Genomic DNA, 21082 nt, shown 5'->3' on the forward strand with positions numbered 1-21082 from the left:
AAAGATGTTTAACCACGTAATAAAAAATACTAATTAAGTAGATTTTTACCGACACCGTTCCCAATGATACGGTTTGATATAAGATTGAGACCATTTGATTTCTTGATTGTAACATATTTGTTGATTTTTATATATATAAATAACCAAAAACTAAACAAATATGAAAAAGACTACCCAGTTCGACCATGTTTGGAGCTTCACTTCATGGAGATCCGCATTACGAAAGTGCTTTAATTAAAAGCAAAATTTTCAGGATTTTATTATCCTACCCAATTCTATAAACCATTCATTTAAAACATTAGATTCTAATTGTATGAAAAAGACATTACTTAAAATGTACGTCCTTACTCTTATGGCCCTAATCGTTTCCATGCCAGTTTTTGCACAGCAGAAAACTCTTAATGGATCGGTTCAGGATGACACCGGCAGCCCATTAACAGGTGCTACAGTCAAGGTTAAGGGTACGAACGTTGCAACCACAACAGCTACCGATGGATCATTTACATTGGTGGTGCCTGAAACCGCAACAACCTTAGAAGTTTCCTTTATAGGTTACCAGACCAAGGATGTTGCCATTACCGATGGAAATATCAATGTACAACTTGCAGCTTCAGATGACCAAGGTCTTGATGAGGTCGTTGTTATCGGTTATGGTACTGCCAGGAAGAAAGACCTGACAGGATCCATGGTAACCATTCAGGCAAAAAACTTTAACAAAGGATTGATGACAGCACCAGATCAATTGATTCAGGGTAAAACGCCAGGTGTTATGGTGATCAATAATACTGGTCAACCAGGTGGCGCGGCCACAGTTCGTATCCGGGGTAACTCGTCAATCCGTGCGAGTAACAACCCTTTGTTCGTATTAGATGGTGTCCCAATGGCAGGAAACTCCCCTCTTCCTGAAGGTCGTGGCGGATTTTCTTCTGACCGAGGCAATCCATTGACATATTTAAATCCTAGTGACATTGCAAGCATGGACATCTTAAAAGATGCTTCTGCAACTGCAATTTATGGTTCACGTGGTGCCAATGGGGTTGTAATTATTTCAACTAAAAAAGGAAATGCAGGATCACCGGTTATTCAAATTGGTGCATCGGCTGGTATTTCAGGAATGCGTGAATATCCTGATGTTCTAGATGCTGCAAGATTCAGAGAGGCATTGCAATATTACACACCAGGCGAAATCGCAGAGGCAGATTTTGGAGGTAATGAGGATGCATTTAAAGCAATCACCCGTCAAGCCCTTACCCAAAACTATTATGGAGATGTTTCTGGAGGTACAGATCACGGAAAATATAGGCTTTCAGGTGGTTATTTAAATCAAAATGGTGTCATCAATGGCTCTCAATTGAAAAAATATACTGGAAACTTCACCGGTAACTTTAACTTTTTGGAAAACAAAAGATTAGGCTTGGATTTTTCATTGTTCCTAACACAATTGGATAACCGATATGCACCTATCAATGCAATGGTAGGATCAGAAGGTAATGTGATCTCTCAAGCAATGCAATGGAATCCAACCCGTCCATTAAAGGACGATCAAGGTAATAATACTTTTGTGAGTACGACAACAAGAAACCCATTGACAAGTATTGATGCATTCAAGGATCAAGCAACAACCAATACTTTCGTTGTCAATGTAGCTCCATACTATAAGATCACTGATGATTTGGAATATCGCTTTATTTATAGTGCAATGCGCCAAATAGGTAGTCGTGAAGGTATGTATCGTTCAGGATTGATCGACCCATCTGCGGCGGAGAATGAACAAGCATTTATTTCCAACAACAATGAGACGAATTTGCAAATGACGCATACCCTATCTTATAATAAACAAATCAATGAAGATTGGAACGTTAATGCATTAATAGGTTATGAATATTTGAATTTCAATTACAGAAACAACATGACCTTTGGAGGTGGATTTAAATATTTGGGATTAGATTATTTTGATTATTTGCAATATTCTCCAGTTTCGACACGTGATATTTCATCTTACCGAAGTCCAAAGAATGAACTTCAATCCATGTTTTTACGTGGAGGATTCAACTATAAAGACCGATATTTATTGACAGCCACAGTTCGTAGAGATGGTTCAACTAAATTTGGTAAGAACAATAAATACGCCATCTTCCCTTCTCTAGCGTTAGCATGGAATATTGCCGAGGAAGATTTCATGGAATCGAATGAAATTTTTGATCAATTAAAAATCCGCTTAGGTTGGGGTATGACTGGTAACCAAGAATTCCCATCAGGAGCTTCATTGAACAGGTTGGTATTTGGAAATCAAAGTGTTAGTCAGGTCAATTACGGTAATGATGACTTGAAATGGGAAACCTCATCTACTATCAATGCGGGTATTGATTTTGCCATTCTTAAGAGCCGTTTATATGGATCCATTGATTATTTCAACAAGAAAACAACGGATGCTTTGTTTGAACAAACGTTGGCACAACCAGCACCAGGCGGACGTATTTGGGTGAATTTGGATGGAGAGATTGAAAACAAAGGTGTTGAAATTGCGTTGACCGGAACTATCATCAACAATACAGATTGGACTTGGGATTTAACAGCAAATGCGACTTTCTTAAAAAACAATGTAAGTGGATTGATAGGCTACTATGAAACAGGTGCCTTGAGAGGTCAAGGGTTTTCAGGAGTATTAGGTCAACGTATGGTTAACGGTCAACCGTTGAATGTATGGTATTTGGCAGAATATACAGGTATTGACCCTACGACTGGTATGAGTATGTACCGAGGTCTAGACGGTAGTTCTAGCACGGAAAATGACCCTGCCATCAATAAATTTTATGCCAATAGCCCTAACCCAACCACATTATTGGGATTATCAACTAACGTAAGTTATAAAGACTTTACGCTATCTGCTAATATGAACGGTGCAATGGGTCATTATTTATTCAATAATACGGCAGCGACCGTTTTAGGTATCAGTAACCTGTCTTCGCGAAATATTGGAGGTCAGTTTTTTGACACGTCGGTTAAAGAATCCACATCTAATTCTGCGGCACCATCCACAAGGTTCTTGGAAAAAGGTGATTACCTGAAATTGGCAAACTTAACATTGAGTTATCGTGTTGGAGATATCGGGAAAACATTCAAAAACTTCAATGTTTCATTGACAGGCCAGAACTTGTTTATTATAACAAAATACACTGGTTTCGATCCTGAAGTGAATACAGATGGAGCAACCAATGGAATTCCATCTTTAGGTATTGAGTATTTACCTTACCCACCATCGAGGAACATTCTGTTGGGTGTGAATTTTTCACTTTAATCCGTAGATATCAACGTATTTGATCATTAAAAAATTTAGACAGATGAAATTAAAATCAATATTATATTTAGCTTTAGCGGGAACCCTAATGGGAGGTACAATTTCCTGTACAAAGCTTAATGAGGAATTTAATAGCGAGTTGGAGGAAGGAGATGCTTCGAATGTAGATGCTGCGGGATTATTGATCACGGCCTATAATTCATTGAATACACCATACCAACAGGAGCAGCGTTGGGTATTGCAGGAGATTTCCACTGATGCAGCGATGGCACCTACAAGAGGTGGTGACTGGGATGATAACGGTATGCACCGTGCTATACATCTACACACTTGGAATGCCGACAACGGTTATATGAACAACACCTTTGTTAGTTTAGGGAGTGCGATTTTCAATGCTACTAATGTTCTGCAATTCAATCCTAGTGCACAACAGGCGGCTGAAGCTCGATTTTTGAGAGCATTGACCATGTTTGACATGTTAGATTTATGGGGTGTTGTGCCTTTGAGGGAAGGAGAATCATTTGAAGATTTCCGTATAGCTCCAGAAGTTTTGCAACCTCAGGCTGCAATGGATTATATTATCAAGGACTTGGAAGAAATTATAGCCAGTCTACCCGACAATGGGCCGAATGCAGCATATATTGCGAACAAAAATGCTGCGAAAACCTTGTTGATGAAGGTATACCTGAACAAAGGAACCTTTTTAAACAGACAGGCTCCTACTTATCCGGCTGAGGACATGAATAAAGTAATTTCTTTGGCCAAGGAGATTACAGCATCTGGAAAATACAGTGTTGCTGCAAAAGGCAAGTATTTCGATAATTTTGCGCCTGACAACGATGCAAAATCCACAGAAAACATATTCACCCTATTCAATAAAAATGGCGAACGTGGCGGTAATGTAGATCGTACCTGGAACACGATTGCTCATTATAATATGAGGCCAGGAGGCTGGAACGGATGGTGCACTCTCTCGGATTATTATGATAAATTCAGTGCCACTGACGAGCGCAGAGGTATTTATTATGATTATCCAGCAGATACAACATCAAATAGAAAGAAAAACTTCCACAGACAAAATGTTGGTTTCTTTGCAGGTCAGCAATATAATTGGACTACCAACCAACCGTTAATGGCTCGTAACCCGTCGTCGGCACCGCTCTCATTTACAGCAGCAGTTACTATCAGAACTTCTGGGGCAACACTTGAAACTGCAGGGATTCGTCCTATGAAGTATGCCTTTGACTATGCTGTAACAGGTCAACGGAATAATGATTGGGTAGTTTTCAGATATGCTGATGTATTATTGATGCAAGCTGAAGCCATACTACGTGGCGGAACAGGATCTCCTGCAGAAGCATTAACACTTGTGAATTCTATCCGAGCCAATAGAAACGTACCAGCATTTACATCATTGACGCTGGACAATCTGTTGGATGAGCGTGCAAGAGAACTTTACTGGGAAGGATGGAGACGTCAAGACTTAATCCGTTTCGGAAAATTCTTGCAGCCTTGGCAAGAGAAACAAGTAACAAACGACCCTAAAGTCCTTGTTTTTGCAATACCAAGTCAACAAATCGCTGTTAACCCTAATTTAACCCAAAATGAAGGGTATTAAGGTTGGAAATTTAGATAAGAGACATAAGACACAAGACAAGAGACATAAGACAATGGACAAAGACAATAGTTCTAGATAAGTTCTATTGATGGAAAATCAAGTAAAGGGTCGACAAAAATGTCGACCCTTTTTTCATGACACTCTAGTTTTGAAGAATTAAGTTAGCCTTCTCCTACCTCAATTGTTTTTTGAACTTTAGGGGTTATTTCTTTATCTACCAACAACAATTGGACACCCTCTAGTTTATAAGTATGTTTTTCTGTCCAGTCCCATCCCCTAGCCTCTCTAAGATTAAATCCACTCGCTTTAAATGAAATTATAATCTGACTGCCTTTGACATCCATATTTATTTCATCAAAAGTATCTTGTATAGTTGCCCCATCAGGCATAGTCGGACATGCTTCCAGGCTTTCCATTATTTCTTTATCTCCGCGAAACCATTTCCTTAAAAAATCCAAGTGGCTTGGCGAACATTGATAACCTAAATTCAAGGCCCACAAAACCTTGCATTTTAAATTGCTTCTATTTTCATCCGCTTTCCCATCCCATTCACATTCATTGCCTATAAATGTTGATGCTAATCCGAGAACAGCTTTTTCAGGTTCAGAAATGGTACTTAGATAGTTTTCATCCAAAACAATCGTATTGATATCAGTCTTATATTCTTCACTGTATTTTGTTTCACGCCAAAGTACCCTAACACTTTTATCAGTAAGATTATATTTAATAATATCTTTATTGATAGAATTTAAAGTATCAGAAACTATTTCTTCCTTCTTTATTGAATCTTTCCCTGTAATATCCGACCCCCTTTGTGAATTTGAATCACAAGAATGAAAAACCAAAGGAATTAAAAATAAGAGTATGCTCTGTTGAATTAATTTTACCATAAAAAATCAGTTTTTGGGATTTAACCTATTATTACAGCTTCAATTTTCTGCTAATAAAAGCTGCAACCATTATATTTGGAACCCAACATAACCATGCCACAATTTTATAAGCTGATGAAGGTTCAAATGAAATATTTAATAATGGAAGATAGATTCTAAGTGTAACAGCGGAAAAACATGCAGCATAACTAAAAATCATCCATTTTTGATGTGAATTTATTCTGCCTTTTTTAATTTGGTTGAAAGCCTGTAGCGTACTTCCTAGCCAAATTATTCCCAAAATGACAAAGCCTAATGATGCGACAGCACCTTCATTTGCAAAGAATCCCATATATATACCTGCAATTGAACTTGTAAAAACAGAAAGTATATATAACAAACCGATATTTCGATGAATAAAAGGTTTATTAAGTCGAATTTTTGGAAGGAATTGAATCCATCCAACCAATAAAGCCAACCCACCAAAAACAATGTGAAAATAGAATGCTGCCATCCATAGATTGTCTTTTAACAATTCAGAGATTTTTGTTCCAAGAAAAGTATATTGATGAGGTACAAATACATACATTAATGGATATAAACCGATCAAAATTGCCATGATGGCAATGGGAACAAAAAATACTTTTCTAGACATTTTTCAGAAAACAATAAGATCACGATTATTTTATAACTCACTTAAAATTAATCATTAATAAATAGAATTAGATTAAAAATCCTTTCGCAGATTATAAAATGATATTGGCATCGTTGAAACCAAAACAATAATGATTATTTTCAGGTTTTAAATTCAATCAATTTAAACTATATGGACTGGAAAGCTAAGAGTGACCGTTACGATCATATGCTCTATAATCGCTGTGGCAAGAGTGGATTAAGTTTGCCTGCTATTTCTTTGGGGTTGTGGCACAACTTTGGGGATGACACAGCACATTCAAAAAAAGTGGACATCTGCACAACTGCATTTGATTTGGGGATTAATCATTTTGATTTGGCCAATAATTACGGCCCTCCTCCCGGCAGTGCGGAGCTTGCCTTTGGCCGGATTTTGAAAGATCAGTTTGCAGGCTTGCGTGACGAACTTATTATTTCTTCAAAAGCAGGATACCTCATGTGGCCAGGACCTTACGGCGAGTGGGGAAGCCGAAAATATGTTATCGCAAGCTGTGATCAGTCTCTAAAGAGGATGGGTGTTGACTATGTTGATATTTTTTATTCGCACCGATTCGACCCCAATACACCTTTGGAAGAAACTATGATGGCATTGGATCAAATTGTACGATCTGGCAAGGCTTTATATGTTGGTATATCTTCTTACAACTCTCAAAGAACCAAAGAGGCTTATGATATTTTAAAGTCTTTGGGAACTCCTTTTATCATCCATCAACCGAGCTATTCCATGTTGAATCGTTGGGTAGAATCTGATGGCCTATTGGATACTTTGGATAATTTGGGCTTAGGTTCAATTGTATTTTCTCCCCTTGCTCAGGGAATGCTGACCAATAAATATTTGAATAAAGTACCTGCGGATAGCCGTGCCAGTCAGGACAAATCATTGAGTAAGGAATTTCTCTCAGAGGATAATCTCAAGAATATTTGGTCTTTAAATGAAATTGCCTCATCAAGAGGGCAATCATTGGCACAAATGGCCATATCTTGGGTTTTAAAAAATAAAAGTGTAACCTCCGCATTGATTGGAGCAAGTAGGCCAGAACAAGTTGTTGATTGCGTTGGAGCCTTGAAGAATTTGGAATTCTCTGAGCAGGAGCTTCATCAGATTGACCAATATGCAAAAGATGCTGGCATCAATATTTGGCAACAATCAGCTGAACTGTAAAAAATTCTAAAAAACATAAGTCGTATACAATGCATACGACTTATGTTCCTACTCAATAAATAATTTTATCAATTAATCGATTCTTAATTTCAACTCTTTAATTACTTTTTCCATCCATTCATCCTTTTCCTCAAAGGTGCTAAGTTCATCATTGTCTTCAGCTTCCGACAAGCTTTCGATAATTTCCTCTGTGTATTTTAAGTTGAGTAAATTTCCTAGGTGAAATATATCCTCTTCAGACATCTCATTTTCAAACCAAAAAGATACTTCATCCAGAAAAGCACCATCCCAAGTAAAGCAATTAGGTTCTTCAATGTTTTCTTCCAATGAATATAATATAAATCCGTTACGATGAGTATCAAATGCGAGGATCGTCGATCCTCTTATTTCCAATATTGGTTTATATCTATCTAATTTGTAATGTTCTTGTTCATTGGGAGATAGGTCCAGAATAGAATAAGGTTTACTATAATCATATCCTAATTCTTCCCTGAAAACTGGATCACTAATCTTCTCATTATAAATTTCTAATATAATTGGTGGAAGATCTAATTTTTGGATCCATTCACGTAATTCTGCTTCTGTAATTTTACTGTTTTCCATAGTAAATATTTTTAATGTTTCTTTATGGGAATTACTGGTTTGTTATTTTCAAATATGCCTAACAACAGTCTAATTTAACAACAACTTTTCATTACAAACTGTTTACTAAGGCGAAACATGTATCTACTAATTATCTACCATCACATTATTTTATCTTAATTTGCATATTAAATCCATTTTTGATTACATGAATTCCAGTAAAATTATTAGTCATTTCAGAAAATTTATTGAACTAAGTTCACAGGATGAAAAAGAGTTGGATAAATTTTTCAAATCAAAAATTTTCTCCAAGAAAGAGCATTTATTACTGGAAGGAAGTCGCTGTAAATATCATTATTTTGTCTTGGCAGGCTGTTTAAGATTATACTATATCAATGAGAAGGGAATTGATCAGACTATTCAGTTTGCTATTGAGGATTGGTGGCTTACTGATTACAATGCATTTTCACATCAATCTAATGCAAATTTTTCTATTCAAGCTGTCGAAAAAACAGAGGTAATAATTCTTGACCACAAGGATCAAGAAGAGTTATTATTGAAATTTCCAAAATTAGAACGATACTTTAGATTACTGTATCAAAAAGCCTATGCAGCTTCACAATTTCGGATTAAATACCTTTTCAATTATTCCCGGGAAGATATCTATCATCATTTTAATGATAATTTCCCTGAATTCACGAATAGAATTCCTCAGAATTTATTAGCCTCGTTTTTAAATATGACTCCAGAATATTTAAGTGAAATCAAAGCTAAAAAAAGGAAAAAGTAATTAGCCTGGATTCTTAAACTGGCTTAAGTTTTCTTTGTTAATTTACCTGTAATTTTGACTTATCAAACAAAAGAACTTAATAAAATATTCAATGAACAAAAGAATAAACATCCAGGATCTTGAACCTAAAGCCTATAGAGGCATGCTTGCCTTAGAAAGCTTTTTAAATAGCTGTGGGCTTTCCAAAACACATTTACACCTAATTAAAATTAGAGCGTCTCAAATGAATGGTTGCGCTTATTGCATCAATATGCATACACAGGATGCATTGAAAGATGGTGAAACAGCTGCAAGATTATTTTTATTGGATGCATGGCGAGAAACAGAAAGTTATTCATCAGAAGAAAGAATAATTCTAGCGATTACTGAGGAGGTTACTTTTATCCACAAACATGGTTTATCAGATAAAACATATGATGAAGCAAAAAAAATCTTTGATGATAATTATATAGCGCAAATCATAATGGCAGTGGTTACCATAAACGGTTGGAATAGAATAGCCATTAGCACCCTGAAATTACCTGAATAAAGTAATGCTTCAATAATGAGGCTTTATTTTATGACAATATTATTAAACGCAACTTAGTAGCATTTACATTTGTATATCTATATTTGTTAAGTTTTAGCTCATTAGTCTGATTACTGATTTATAATCACAATATGAAAACGGATAATAAATATGATGTCATTATAGTTGGAGGAAGTTATGCTGGACTTTCAGCCGCTATGTCCCTAGGACGTTCCAGAAAAAATGTTTTAATACTTGACGGTGGTTTACCTTGCAATCGCTATACACCCTATTCTCATAATTTCATAACACAGGACGGTATAGTTCCAAAAGAAATTGCTGATAAAGCTAGGGAGCAGGTTTTAAAATACAAAACGGTTGACTTAAAAAATTCTTTAGCGACCGAAGGTGGAAAAGTTAATGATTATTTTGAAATCATTACCGACACAGGTGAAGTTTATAATGCTAATAAATTGATTTTTGCAACCGGTATTAAAGATTTGCTTCCCTCCATCAAAGGTTTTTCAGAATGTTGGGGAAAGACAGTTATTCATTGCCCTTATTGTCATGGATATGAGTTCCGAGATAAAAAGACTGGAATTATGATCGATAATGAAAAGGCGTTTCATATTGCTCAACTTGTAAACAATTTGACTGATAAAATCAGCATTATTACAGGTGGGAAGAATTTTTTAAACCCGGAACAATTAAAAAAATTAAAAAAACACAACATCTCAATAATCGACAAAGAAGTTGTTGAAATGGAACAAACCGAGGGAATTATTAAAAATGTAGTTTTCAGTGATGGAAGTAAAATTGCTTTCGATGTTATCTATTCTTCAGTACCATTTGAACAAAATTCAAATATACCTAACCAACTAGGTTGTGCATTGACCGACCTGGGGTATCTTCAAGTAGATAGTTTCCATAAAACAACGGTTCAAGGCATTTTTGCTATTGGTGATAATTCAAGTCCTATGAGATCCGTAGCCAATGCTGTAGCAACAGGAAATTTTGCCGGCGCTATAGTCAATATGGAGTTGACAGCTGAAAGGTTTTAAAAATGGAACTAAAATATATAAGGCCGATTTAATTCTTTAATCAGCCTTTTTACTTATTTTAAATGTCTGAATAGTCAGCTGGGATACAGAGGATTGTTACATTTTTTGAGACATTATTTTGATACTTAGGCATCTCTGCCATAGGTTTATATAGAGGACCAAAAGCTTTCCAATGTTCATCTCTATCTTTCATGTTTTCAAAGGTTGTCAAATAAATAAGATTTGGCATTGTACTACCTGCTATCACCTTCCCATAAAAAACTGCATTGAAGTTCAATTTTTTGAAAATACCTATTTCACCATCATTGAACATTGATATTTTATTCAAGGATAATTTTTCGGTTGGTCCCTCATAGCTTCTTAATTCATATACACGTTCATTTTTATTTGATTTTAGCTTAGGAATATCCATAAATGGCATGCCCTCAAAAGCTTGCATCCATATAGTTTCGACTCGCGTAAAAGGAGGATTACTATGAGATGCATCTAAGTACGATTTTCCTGCTTCCAGATATTGTTTGTCCTTTAATAGGTTTTTCTCTAAATGGACAAACTTTTCAAGGTCGTTGGCTGAAGTAAATACATAGATTATTTTGTCCTCATTATTTTTATTTTCAATGGGTTTAAAAACAGCAATATGCTTAAATCCCAATTTATGCATTGCAGGTAAATATGCCTTTTCTAAATATTGATCAATGGAATGCTCTTGGTCCAAACTTTTAAAATGATATACTTTAAGTTGAAAGTAAGCTGATTTTGAAATAGAATAAGAGGTAGAAACGCAGAAAAAGAACAAGAATAGAATCAATATTCTTAATGGAGTATAAGAAATTTTTAACATAAACTTTGATTTTAGGTTTAGTGGAATTCAAGATAAATGTGTTTTATCTTAGGTTTCACCTAACAATGTTAGGGAAATTTATAAAATCCAGCAATTTATTTTTATTATCTTTAACGTAAAGAACCAATCTGATTATTAATAACCCTGATTATGAGAAAATTAATTTATGTTTTCCTCTTATTTTTCTTTGTACATTCTAATTTATTGATTGCTCAAGAAACTGATTCAAGAACTGAGGAATTAGAGAAGCTTTTTATTGGGGAAAAATACGATGATATAATTGCTAAATATTCAAAGGATTTTGAGAACCTAGAAGCTGGTTCGTTATTTTATATAGCATACGCTCATTCGATTAAAGAAAATTATGAGAAAGCCCTAAGCCTTGTAAATTTAGCATTAGAAAAGGAGGATAATTCAGCCAGTCATTTTCTAAAAGGGACTATTTTAAAGAACATTCATAGACCATCAGAAGCTATTACATCCTTTCAAAAATCAATAGAGCTTGACCCGAATGACCTCTATGCATATAATGAAATTAGCCTGATTTTCGTGGATATGGAGAAGTTTGACCTTGCGGTAAATATAGCTCAAGAAGCCTTAAAACATGTTGAAAAAGGTTCTGATGAGGATTTAATGTACAATTATAATTTGGGACTTTTTGAATCATTACAAGGCAATTTTGAAAAATCAATTCCTTTTTTCGAATATGTAATTCAAATGAATCCGAAAGATTATACTGCTCAATCCAAATTGATTCAAAGTTATTACCATCTGAAGGAATATGAGAAAGCAGAACCCTTAAAAAAGAATATTTACAAGGCTTATGCAGACAGTTTGCTTGTAGGAACTGAACAAGAAGATATGTTTTGTGTTGAGCAATTTAATATTGCTGGAAAGAAAATCTTAGCATTTGAAAGATATGAAGATGGGAAAAGTACTAAAATATACAATAAGCATTGTTTTTATATTTTAAAACCTGATGGCACACTTGATTTTAGAGTACAGTCTGAATACTCTCCTTTTGCTGAAAATGGTGAAATGTTGTATTATTTATGTGCTACTTATTCTGTAACTTCTAGATATAATTCAGGAATTGCATATACAAATGATTATTCTTATCAAAAGGTCTCAAAAGATGCCAAAAAATTGATTGAAGAAATCTTAGCCAAAAGGACGAAATAAGATTGTCGATAGGGTCTTAATTGATAAATTTTTATAAATTTATCAGGTATTCTATTTCAACAAACGTGCAAAAATCAGCTTTTAAGAAATCTAAACTTTCTTTACGATTTTTCTTTCGACATTATCCGGGATTGATTTATATCCTTAAATGGACACTCTTCAGTCTGATCATTGGATCATTTATTGGTTCTGCATCAGCTGGTTTTTTGATCTCCTTGGATTGGGTCACAAATTTTCGGGAAGATCATATCTGGATGATTGCATTTTTACCTGTTGCGGGTTTATTGATTGGTCTACTTTATCACTATTATGGAAGAAATGTAGAAGCTGGAAACAATCTTCTCATCGACAATATCCATCATCCTAAGGACATTATTCCGTTGAGGATGGCACCTTTTGTATACTTAGGCACAATTGTTACTCATTTATTTGGAGGGTCAGCAGGACGAGAGGGTACTGCTATTCAAATGGCGGGATCAATAGCGGATCAATTTTCAAAGCCTTTCAGGCTAAGTTCATCGGATAGAAAGATTTTATTGATTGCTGCAGTCGCCGGTGGATTTGGTTCTGTCTTTGGTACTCCGTTGGCAGGGGCAATTTTTGGAATGGAATTCTTTTTGCTGGGCAGAATAAGATATAATGCAATCTTTCCAGCATTCCTAACCGCAGCATTTGCAGATTGGATCACCAAATTATGGCAGGCAAAGCATACCCATTATCATATTGATTTTGTACCTGAATTATCACTTCCAAACCTACTCTATGCAATCATTGCTGGATTAATCTTCGGAATTTGTGCATCAACATTCAGTAAATTAATGCATAAAACATCTGATATCTTCAGAACGAAAATCCAATATCCGCCATTGCGTCCTGTGGTTGGCGGTATTATCGTTGCTGCTGCAGTATTCTTGATGGGGAGTTCAAAATATATAGGATTAGGAATACCAGTTATTGTTGAGTCATTTTCCAATCAATTGCCATCCTATGATTTTGCTTTAAAAATGATTTTCACCATTATCACCCTATCCGCAGGATTTAAAGGTGGAGAGGTCACTCCTTTGTTTTTTATTGGAGCAACCTTAGGAAATGCTTTAGCCTTATTCATTCCTCTACCTTTGGCTTTACTGGCAGGAATGGGCTTTGTAGCCGTATTTGCTGGCGCAACTAATACTCCAATTGCCTGTACGATAATGGCAATCGAACTGTTTGGTGTAGAATGTGGCGTATATGTGGCAATAGCATGCGTAGTATCCTACTTGTTATCTGGGAATACAAGTATTTATAAAAATCAGCAGATCGGAGAAGCCAAAAATCCCAGATTTTCTAGCCTAGAAGGTAAAAGAATAAGTGATTTGTAAGGTACAGTTTCTTTTTTAAGAACTAAAAGGGGTTACTTAAGTATTCCCCTTTTTTTGGTTTATACATATTAAAATATTAACCAAGAACTATTTAGTATACTTTTATACTATTTTTAAATTATTTAAAACATTTTTAGTTTATATTTGTACTATATTAAATATTTATGGAAATCAACTTTCTAAAAGATTTAGTCGAGCTAATTGCAGAATTTGAAGAAGAAAGCAAAGAATCAGCTCTTTATCAAAATGATATCCAAGGATTTAAAGAGTGGATTGCAGATACTCAAAGGAGATCAACTGAAGAATCAGAACCGGATTGGGAAGGTAAGAAAAATGGAAGAAGTGCGGATAGTGTAATAAGTACTTTTATTGTTCATATGAATAGATATGGCAAATCATATTCAAAAGCAGCTATTCAAGGGTCTGATTTTTCAGGACAGGAGGATTTTATTTATCTGATCAATCTAAATTCTTTTGGTCCCATGTCGAAAATGGACCTAATACGTAAAAATGTTCATGAAAAGCCTGTGGGTAATCAAATTATAAATAGGTTAATCAAACATGGATGGGTAGATCAGGTAGAATCTGAAAAGGACAAAAGGAGCAAGTTGATATTTATTACAAAAGCTGGGAAAGATGAATTAGAGAAACATATGGGAAAGATTAGAGAGGCTACTAAAATTGTTTCTGGTGACCTCACCCTTTCAGAAAAAATGACATTGATTCAGTTATTAAATAAATTGAGTGTATTCCATAAAGAGATATATGATAAAAACATCGAAGGAGAAGATTTGCTCAGGGAAGGTTTGAAAAAACAAGCGGATACATAAATCCAGATATACAAGATCGAAATGTTGAATAATAAATCAAAAAAGAGGATTGCAATAATTGGTTCTGGTTTTTCGGGCTTATCGGCGGCTGCCTATACTGCTCAAGCTGGTCATGAAGTTCATGTTTTTGAGAAACATGATCAGCCAGGTGGACGTGCAAGGCAGTTTACCACTGACGAAGGTTTTGTTTTTGATATGGGACCCAGTTGGTATTGGATGCCAGACATTATTGAGGATTTCTTTTCTGATTTTGGATATAAGACCACTGATTTTCTAGATTTAGTATCCTTAAATCCACAATTTGAAATCAAGTTTGACAGTCAAAGCATTTGTATTCCAGAAAAGTACGATGAATTGAAGGAATTATTTGAAGAACAAGAAGCTGGTTCCGGAGCTCAGCTGGATAAGTTCATGGAATCTGCGAAATTCAAATATGAAGTTGGAATGCGGGATTTTGTTAGGAAACCATGTCACAATTGGCTCGAATTTGTAAGTCCAGAAATAGCCAGCTCTGCTATAAAATTAGATCTTCTAACAAACTTCAGGAAGTATGTGTCCAAATATTTTACCAACCAAAACCTAAGGACTATCATGGAATTTCCGGTGATCTTTTTAGGAGCATCTCCAAAAAATATACCTGCTCTCTATAGTTTAATGAATTATGGAGGGTATGCACTTGGCACTCATTATCCGATGGGCGGTTTTTATCAGTTAGTTTTAGCTATGAAGACAGTGGCAGAACATCAAGGCGCCAAATTTCACTTCAGCCAAACGGTAGAAAAAATTGATGTAGAAGAAAACAATGTTTCCTATTTAACCATAAATGGTGTAAGGCAAAGTTTTGATGTTATCATCTCCTCATCAGATTATCATCATACAGAATCTTTACTGCCACAGGAATTTCGGAATTACAGAGAAGATTATTGGCAAAGTAAAACCTTTGCTCCCTCCTGTTTGATTTATTATCTCGGAATTAATGAAAGAATCCCGTCCTTAAAACATCATACGTTATTTTTTGAACACGATCTGAATGAGCATATTGAAACCATTTATGGTGAGAAAAAGTGGCCAGAAAATCCATTGTTTTATTGTTGTTGTCCTTCAAAGACTGATCCGAATGTAGCGCCTGAGGGATGTGAAAACATATTTCTGTTGATGCCATTGGCGATTCATATCGAAGATTCTGAAGAAACTCGAGAAAAATATTTATTTGAAATGATTTCAAGGCTTGAAAGCCATGCTGGAGTCGAAGATTTGGCCTCCAAAATAATCTATAAGAGAAGTTATTGTGTCAGTGATTTTATACATGATTATAATGCATTTGGCGGAAATGCTTATGGTTTGGCAAATACCTTAAGTCAAACTGCTGTTTTAAAACCAAAAATCAAGAACAAGAAAGTTCTGAACTTATTTTACACAGGTCAGTTGACAGTACCAGGTCCCGGCGTTCCTCCATCTATTATTTCAGGAAATATTGTAGCAAAAGAAGTTAATAATCTTAGATAAAAAACTATGAAAAAACTATTTGATGAGTTGGCCTATGAGGTTAGCAAAAAAACAACAGAAAAATATAGCACTAGTTTTTCTTTAGGAATATTGGCCTTAAGTCCATCAATTCGTAAGGCTGTCTATGCTATTTATGGTTATGTTCGCTTAGCCGATGAGATAGTAGATAGTTTTCATGGATATGACAAAGAGAAGCTATTACGAAGGTTAAGGATCGAGACCGACCATGCTCTTCAAGAAGGAATCTCTTTGAATCCTATTTTACAGTCTTTCCAAGAAACTGTCAATCATTATAAAATTGACCAATATTTAATCGAACGGTTTTTACATAGCATGGAAATGGACCTTCAAAAAATCACTTATGACTCGGAGCTCTATGATGAATATATTTATGGTTCTGCTGAAGTAGTGGGTCTAATGTGTCTACAGGTTTTTACAGAAGGTGATAAAGTACGCTATGAAGAGTTAAAACCTTATGCCATGAAATTAGGTTCAGCATTTCAAAAAGTAAATTTCCTAAGAGATCTTAAGGACGATTATCAAATATTGGGAAGGAGTTATTTCCCAAATATCGATATGAGCATTTTTGACAACGATATAAAAAGTAAGATTGAAAAAGAAATTGAACTGGAATTTAAAGAAGCTTTTATTGGGATCAAGAAGTTGCCAAGCTCATCGATATTTGGAGTTTATCTTGCCTACAAATACTACCTTTCTTTGTTTGAGAAGATTAAGAGTAAATCATCTCAAGAAATACTCCAGAGTAGAACTCGGATTCCGAATACCCAAAAAGCTTATGTTGCTTTGAAGAGTTATTTGAGATATAAAACAGCTTTTTTATAATGAAAATGATCTCGATACTGTTATTCTTGATCAGTTTTAATATTAATGGTGTTGATATTGATTTTGTCAGGACAAATTATACTGCTTCGATTAAAGACAAGCAATTATGTTCAAGAATGATTTCCGAATTGAAGAAAAAAAATGATAGTCCGATCAATTTGGGTTATTTAGGCGGGTTGCAAACTATTTGGGCAAATCATGTTTTTAATCCAATAAATAAGCTCAAGACTTTTAAGGAGGGAAAAAATAATATTGAAAAGGCGATTAAATTAGATCCCGAGAAAGTTGAACTCAGGTTTATTCGATTATCGATTCAAAAAAATGCCCCTTCATTTTTAGGGTATAATTCGAACATTAATTCAGATAAGGAGTTTATAAAATCCAATCAGAAGGCAATCAGTTCAGCAATAGTCCGAAATAATATCAACGAGTTATTTTCAGTCGGTGATTAATAAATTGTAATACCATGATTTTAAACATATTCATATTGATTTTGACCTTTATTTTGATGGAAGGTGCGACATGGATCATTCATAAATATATTATGCACGGATTTTTATGGTATCTACATAGAGATCATCATGACCATAGCAATACAACGGTTATGGAAAAAAATGATTATTTCTTTGTCATATTTGCTTTACCGACTATCGCATTGATGTATTTTGGATCATTGGATAATTACAATTACTTATTCTTTATTGGACTAGGTATTATGCTATACGGTATTGCCTATTTTTTTGTTCATGATATCTTTATCCACCAACGGTTTAAAATTTTCAGCCATACCAAAAACCCATATTTTTTGGCTTTAAGAAGAGCTCATAAACAGCACCATAAGCATCTTGGAAAAGAAGATGGAGAATGCTTCGGGTTTTTATATGTACCAATAAAGTATTTCCAAATGTATAAGAACAAAACTGATAACTCATGAAATACACTTATTTATTAATATTATTTTTCACGGTCATCATTTGTTTTATAGCATCTTTTGATAAAAGAATAAAATTCAACAAACAGTTTATACCCTTTTTGAAAGCAGCTATAATTGTAGCTATACCATTTATTGCATGGGATATATGGTTTACAAACCATGGAGTTTGGTGGTTCAATGAAAATTATACAATCGGATTAAACATTGGCCCCTTGCCTTTAGAAGAATGTTTGTTTTTTATCTTTATTCCTTTCTCCTGCATTTTCACTTATTTCTGCATTGACAAATTCTTCAAATTAGAATGGACATCAGCATTTAACAATATTATTGTTTTTGTAAGTATCATTGTTTGTTCTTTGATAGCACTGCTTCATTACGATAAAATATATACCCTAATAACAGCTATTGTAACTATCTTCACATTAATATATTTGCATTTTATAGTTCGAGTAAAATGGATTGGACAAGCCTCCTTAGTATTCACGATATTAATGTTAGGATTTTTCCCTGTGAATGGAGTTTTAACTGGTACAGGGCTTGAATCCCCTATCGTAAATTATAACCCAAATGATTTTCTAGGAATTCGAATGCTAACCATTCCGATAGAAGATGCTGTTTATGGATATAGTCAGTTTTTGTTGGTTCTCTTTTTCTTCAAAAAATTTGAAATTAAAGATTGAGGCGTTAATATAAAAAATTACAAAAATTTAATTTTCGAGATAAAAATACATTCTGTGAAAATTATAGAAATCTTCGTTGGGTATTCCTCTTTCATTATTGCTCAACTTAAGGACAAACTCAATAAGTTCTTTTCCTTCTATTGGGTCACCTTTGTGAATTAATGGATCACTTAATTTGTTATTCGAATGATCAACCATCATTGAAATTAATGTTTTGCCATTATTTTTCGGTGAATTTGAAAAATAAACTGGTTTATCTTTAAAAAATTCATTTAAGACAAATGCATATGACAAAAATTGCATATTATAATTRGCATCTATTTTATTATTTAATATCCAATTTTTATCTAAGATTTTAATTTTTATCACCGTATTTATTAAGCCTGAAGCATAATATATTGCAGGCATCCATTTATCGAAAATCAAAGTATCTAATATTGGAATTAGCTCATTGTCCTTATTATTTAAAAATCTTGTACCTCCTTTCGTATCAACCAGAATCTCTATGGGATCATACCAATTTTTAATTTGTGTGGAATCTATATTTTGATGAAGGGCGGAAATTAATTTATTTAAAAATATATTCATTCCTCCTTTATAACTAGGAAAATACTCATGTGGACCAAATGAATATATTTTATTATCAACCGTATCAATTTCTGAATAAGAATGGCTAAAATGAAGCTTGCCATAATCCCAAATAAAACTAAAGTGGTGCAAATGGTTTTTTAAAAGTTTATTTGAGTAGTCCTTAAAAATTTTCAACAATTTTTCCTTTTGATTTCTTTCCCATAAATCGGTCGCTGAATCCATTGAAACTATTCCTTCTTTATCAATTGTAATACCAGCTGAAAATCTATAATTAACTAATAATGAATCATTGAATTCTGAAATTACTTGTTTATCTAATTCTTTTATTAATGAGTCTTGTTGAGGATACACAGCAAAACAAAATAATAATTGTGCAATAATTAATAATGGTTTCATAATCTAATGATGAAAATCATTGAGAAAATGCATATTTATTTTTAATAAAAAACATCAATTGTCCACCCTTTATCCTCTCTATTAATCAGCTCTTTGTAATTTTGACCTTAAGGATTTTTGTATTTCTTCTAATCCTGTTAAATTTAATGTAAAACTAATTGCTATGTGGAAAGACACGAAGCTTACCGATCTTTTAAATATTGATCTTCCAATAGTTCAAGGACCATTTGGGGGAAGAATTTCTTCAATAACTTTAACAACAGCTGTTTCAAATGCAGGAGCATTGGGTTCATATGGGTGTCAACCCTTTTATGCCCATGAGATTATAGAGATATCAAACAATATTAGAAAGGAAACTTCAAAGCCTTTCAACCTGAATTTGTGGGTTAACGATGTGGACCCAGAAACGATGAATTTCAATGAACAAAGCTTAACTGATATCATCAAGATATTCCAACCTTACTTTGATGAAGTTGGCGCCGAACCACCTACATATCCTTTACCTGAAAGCCCCACCTTTGAGAATCAAATAGAGGCAATTTTTGAAGTAAAGCCGGCAGTTTTCAGTTTTGTGTTTGGGATTCCCTCTGAAGACATTTTGGAAAAATGTAGGCAATTGAACATTAAGACAATTGGTGCTGCAACCACATTAGATGAGGCTATAGCGATTGAAAACGCTGGTATAGATGCTGTTGTAGCTACTGGTATTGATGCTGGAGGTCATAGAGTTTCATTCTTGGATAAGCCAGAAAATTCCTTGGTAGGGACTTTTTCTTTAATACCTCAAGTTGCTGACCATGTAAAAATCCCTATCATTGCTGCTGGAGGAATAGTTGATGCTCGAGGAGTTAAGGCAGCTTTTGCTTTGGGAGCAGACGCTGTACAGATAGGTACAGCATTCCTAGCGACGGAGGAATCAGGCACAAGTAATATACATAGAAAAAAATTGTTTTCAACTGACGCACGCTATACAACTTTAACTAAATTGTTTACAGGTAGATTATCTCGAGGACTCAGAAATCGATTAACAGAAGAACTAAAAGATTATCAGAATTCAGTTGCTCCTTATCCATTGCAAGGGAAGATTGTTGGTAAACTTGGAGCATATCCCGCGAATACGGAATCAAATCCTGATTTTAAGTCTTTTTGGGCTGGCCAAGCTGCTCCCCTATTAAAATATCATCACGTCAATGAAGTTATTGAAAACATTGTCAATGAAATGGACAAATAAAAAAAGCCTTCAGTCGAGCGGCCGAAGACTTTATTAACTAAACTTAATCAATAAACATCTGTGATGCTTATTTGAAATACCCAAACATTCCAAATTTTCAAGTTTT

At 34.5% G+C, this 21082-nt stretch carries 20 protein-coding genes; 15 read left to right on the forward strand and 5 right to left on the reverse strand.

What is annotated here, in order from left to right:
- Positions 1-313 precede the first annotated feature (313 nt).
- Both CRT24_RS11305 and CRT24_RS11310 read left to right on the forward strand, forming a co-directional pair.
- Positions 314-3298, forward strand: a complete 2985-nt coding sequence (locus CRT24_RS11305; protein WP_099371342.1) for a SusC/RagA family TonB-linked outer membrane protein — start codon at positions 314-316, stop codon at positions 3296-3298.
- Positions 3299-3341: 43 nt separating this feature from the next.
- Entirely contained in the window at positions 3342-4916 is a 1575-nt protein-coding gene (locus CRT24_RS11310) for a RagB/SusD family nutrient uptake outer membrane protein (RefSeq protein WP_099371343.1), read from the forward strand.
- A 161-nt stretch (positions 4917-5077) separates the two neighbouring features.
- Here CRT24_RS11310 and CRT24_RS11315 read toward each other — a convergent pair whose 3' ends face one another.
- Both CRT24_RS11315 and CRT24_RS11320 read right to left on the reverse strand, forming a co-directional pair.
- Positions 5078-5806 carry a hypothetical protein gene (locus tag CRT24_RS11315; RefSeq protein ID WP_099371344.1) on the reverse strand — a complete coding sequence of 243 codons (729 nt, stop codon included), beginning with the start codon at positions 5804-5806 and terminating at the stop codon, positions 5078-5080.
- 31 nt (positions 5807-5837) lie between these two features.
- Positions 5838-6440 carry a DUF2306 domain-containing protein gene (locus CRT24_RS11320; RefSeq protein WP_099371345.1) on the reverse strand — a complete coding sequence of 201 codons (603 nt, stop codon included), beginning with the start codon at positions 6438-6440 and terminating at the stop codon, positions 5838-5840.
- Positions 6441-6611: 171 nt separating this feature from the next.
- Between CRT24_RS11320 and mgrA the strand changes: the two genes are divergently transcribed.
- Positions 6612-7640 (forward strand): L-glyceraldehyde 3-phosphate reductase, encoded by a 1029-nt coding sequence (gene mgrA / locus CRT24_RS11325; RefSeq protein ID WP_099371346.1) that lies wholly within the window; start codon positions 6612-6614, stop codon positions 7638-7640.
- Between the two features lie 72 nt (positions 7641-7712).
- Here mgrA and CRT24_RS11330 read toward each other — a convergent pair whose 3' ends face one another.
- Complete coding sequence (locus CRT24_RS11330; RefSeq protein WP_099371347.1) at positions 7713-8243, reverse strand: hypothetical protein; 531 nt, start codon at positions 8241-8243, stop codon at positions 7713-7715.
- A gap of 187 nt (positions 8244-8430) precedes the next feature.
- On the opposite strand from CRT24_RS11330, the gene CRT24_RS11335 reads away from it, so the two are divergent.
- From CRT24_RS11335 to CRT24_RS11345, 3 genes are all read left to right on the forward strand, one after another.
- Positions 8431-9012: a Crp/Fnr family transcriptional regulator gene (locus CRT24_RS11335; RefSeq protein ID WP_099371348.1), complete on the forward strand. Its 582-nt coding sequence runs from the start codon at positions 8431-8433 to the stop codon at positions 9010-9012.
- A 91-nt stretch (positions 9013-9103) separates the two neighbouring features.
- Positions 9104-9541 (forward strand): carboxymuconolactone decarboxylase family protein, encoded by a 438-nt coding sequence (locus tag CRT24_RS11340; RefSeq protein ID WP_099371349.1) that lies wholly within the window; start codon positions 9104-9106, stop codon positions 9539-9541.
- Positions 9542-9672: 131 nt separating this feature from the next.
- The gene (locus CRT24_RS11345) at positions 9673-10581 is read left to right on the forward strand and encodes an NAD(P)/FAD-dependent oxidoreductase (RefSeq protein WP_099371350.1); all 909 of its coding nucleotides are present in this window, start codon (positions 9673-9675) and stop codon (positions 10579-10581) included.
- Positions 10582-10639: 58 nt separating this feature from the next.
- On the opposite strand, the gene CRT24_RS11350 is transcribed toward CRT24_RS11345, so the two are convergent.
- Positions 10640-11422: an NIPSNAP family protein gene (locus tag CRT24_RS11350; RefSeq protein ID WP_099371351.1), complete on the reverse strand. Its 783-nt coding sequence runs from the start codon at positions 11420-11422 to the stop codon at positions 10640-10642.
- Positions 11423-11572: 150 nt separating this feature from the next.
- Here CRT24_RS11350 and CRT24_RS11355 point away from each other — a divergent pair, with 150 nt between their 5' ends.
- The 8 genes from CRT24_RS11355 (at position 11573) to CRT24_RS11390 (ending at position 18758) form a co-directional block, all read left to right on the forward strand.
- A complete protein-coding gene (locus CRT24_RS11355; RefSeq protein WP_099371352.1) occupies positions 11573-12604 on the forward strand; it encodes a tetratricopeptide repeat protein in 1032 nt (343 codons plus the stop codon).
- A gap of 65 nt (positions 12605-12669) precedes the next feature.
- Positions 12670-13965 (forward strand): voltage-gated chloride channel family protein, encoded by a 1296-nt coding sequence (locus CRT24_RS11360; protein WP_257214026.1) that lies wholly within the window; start codon positions 12670-12672, stop codon positions 13963-13965.
- Between the two features lie 164 nt (positions 13966-14129).
- Positions 14130-14795 carry a MarR family winged helix-turn-helix transcriptional regulator gene (locus CRT24_RS11365; RefSeq protein ID WP_099371353.1) on the forward strand — a complete coding sequence of 222 codons (666 nt, stop codon included), beginning with the start codon at positions 14130-14132 and terminating at the stop codon, positions 14793-14795.
- A 21-nt stretch (positions 14796-14816) separates the two neighbouring features.
- The gene (locus tag CRT24_RS11370; RefSeq protein ID WP_099371354.1) at positions 14817-16301 is read left to right on the forward strand and encodes an NAD(P)/FAD-dependent oxidoreductase; all 1485 of its coding nucleotides are present in this window, start codon (positions 14817-14819) and stop codon (positions 16299-16301) included.
- Between the two features lie 6 nt (positions 16302-16307).
- Positions 16308-17144: a phytoene/squalene synthase family protein gene (locus tag CRT24_RS11375; protein ID WP_099371355.1), complete on the forward strand. Its 837-nt coding sequence runs from the start codon at positions 16308-16310 to the stop codon at positions 17142-17144.
- Positions 17144-17596 carry a hypothetical protein gene (locus CRT24_RS11380; RefSeq protein ID WP_099371356.1) on the forward strand — a complete coding sequence of 151 codons (453 nt, stop codon included), beginning with the start codon at positions 17144-17146 and terminating at the stop codon, positions 17594-17596. The genes CRT24_RS11375 and CRT24_RS11380 overlap by 1 nt, the downstream gene beginning before the upstream one ends.
- Before the next feature lie 14 nt (positions 17597-17610).
- Positions 17611-18078 (forward strand): sterol desaturase family protein, encoded by a 468-nt coding sequence (locus CRT24_RS11385; protein WP_099371357.1) that lies wholly within the window; start codon positions 17611-17613, stop codon positions 18076-18078.
- Positions 18075-18758, forward strand: coding sequence for a lycopene cyclase domain-containing protein (locus tag CRT24_RS11390; RefSeq protein WP_099371358.1), 684 nt, complete (start codon positions 18075-18077; stop codon positions 18756-18758). The genes CRT24_RS11385 and CRT24_RS11390 overlap by 4 nt, the downstream gene beginning before the upstream one ends.
- Positions 18759-18785: 27 nt before the next feature.
- Here CRT24_RS11390 and CRT24_RS11395 read toward each other — a convergent pair whose 3' ends face one another.
- Positions 18786-19745, reverse strand: a complete 960-nt coding sequence (locus CRT24_RS11395) for a hypothetical protein (RefSeq protein WP_099371359.1) — start codon at positions 19743-19745, stop codon at positions 18786-18788.
- Between the two features lie 163 nt (positions 19746-19908).
- Between CRT24_RS11395 and CRT24_RS11400 the strand changes: the two genes are divergently transcribed.
- Positions 19909-20976 (forward strand): nitronate monooxygenase family protein, encoded by a 1068-nt coding sequence (locus tag CRT24_RS11400; RefSeq protein WP_099371360.1) that lies wholly within the window; start codon positions 19909-19911, stop codon positions 20974-20976.
- Positions 20977-21082 lie beyond the last annotated feature (106 nt).

It is taken from the genome of Sphingobacterium sp. 1.A.5 (assembly GCF_002734235.1).
Classification (GTDB): Bacteria; Bacteroidota; Bacteroidia; order Sphingobacteriales; family Sphingobacteriaceae; genus Sphingobacterium; species Sphingobacterium daejeonense.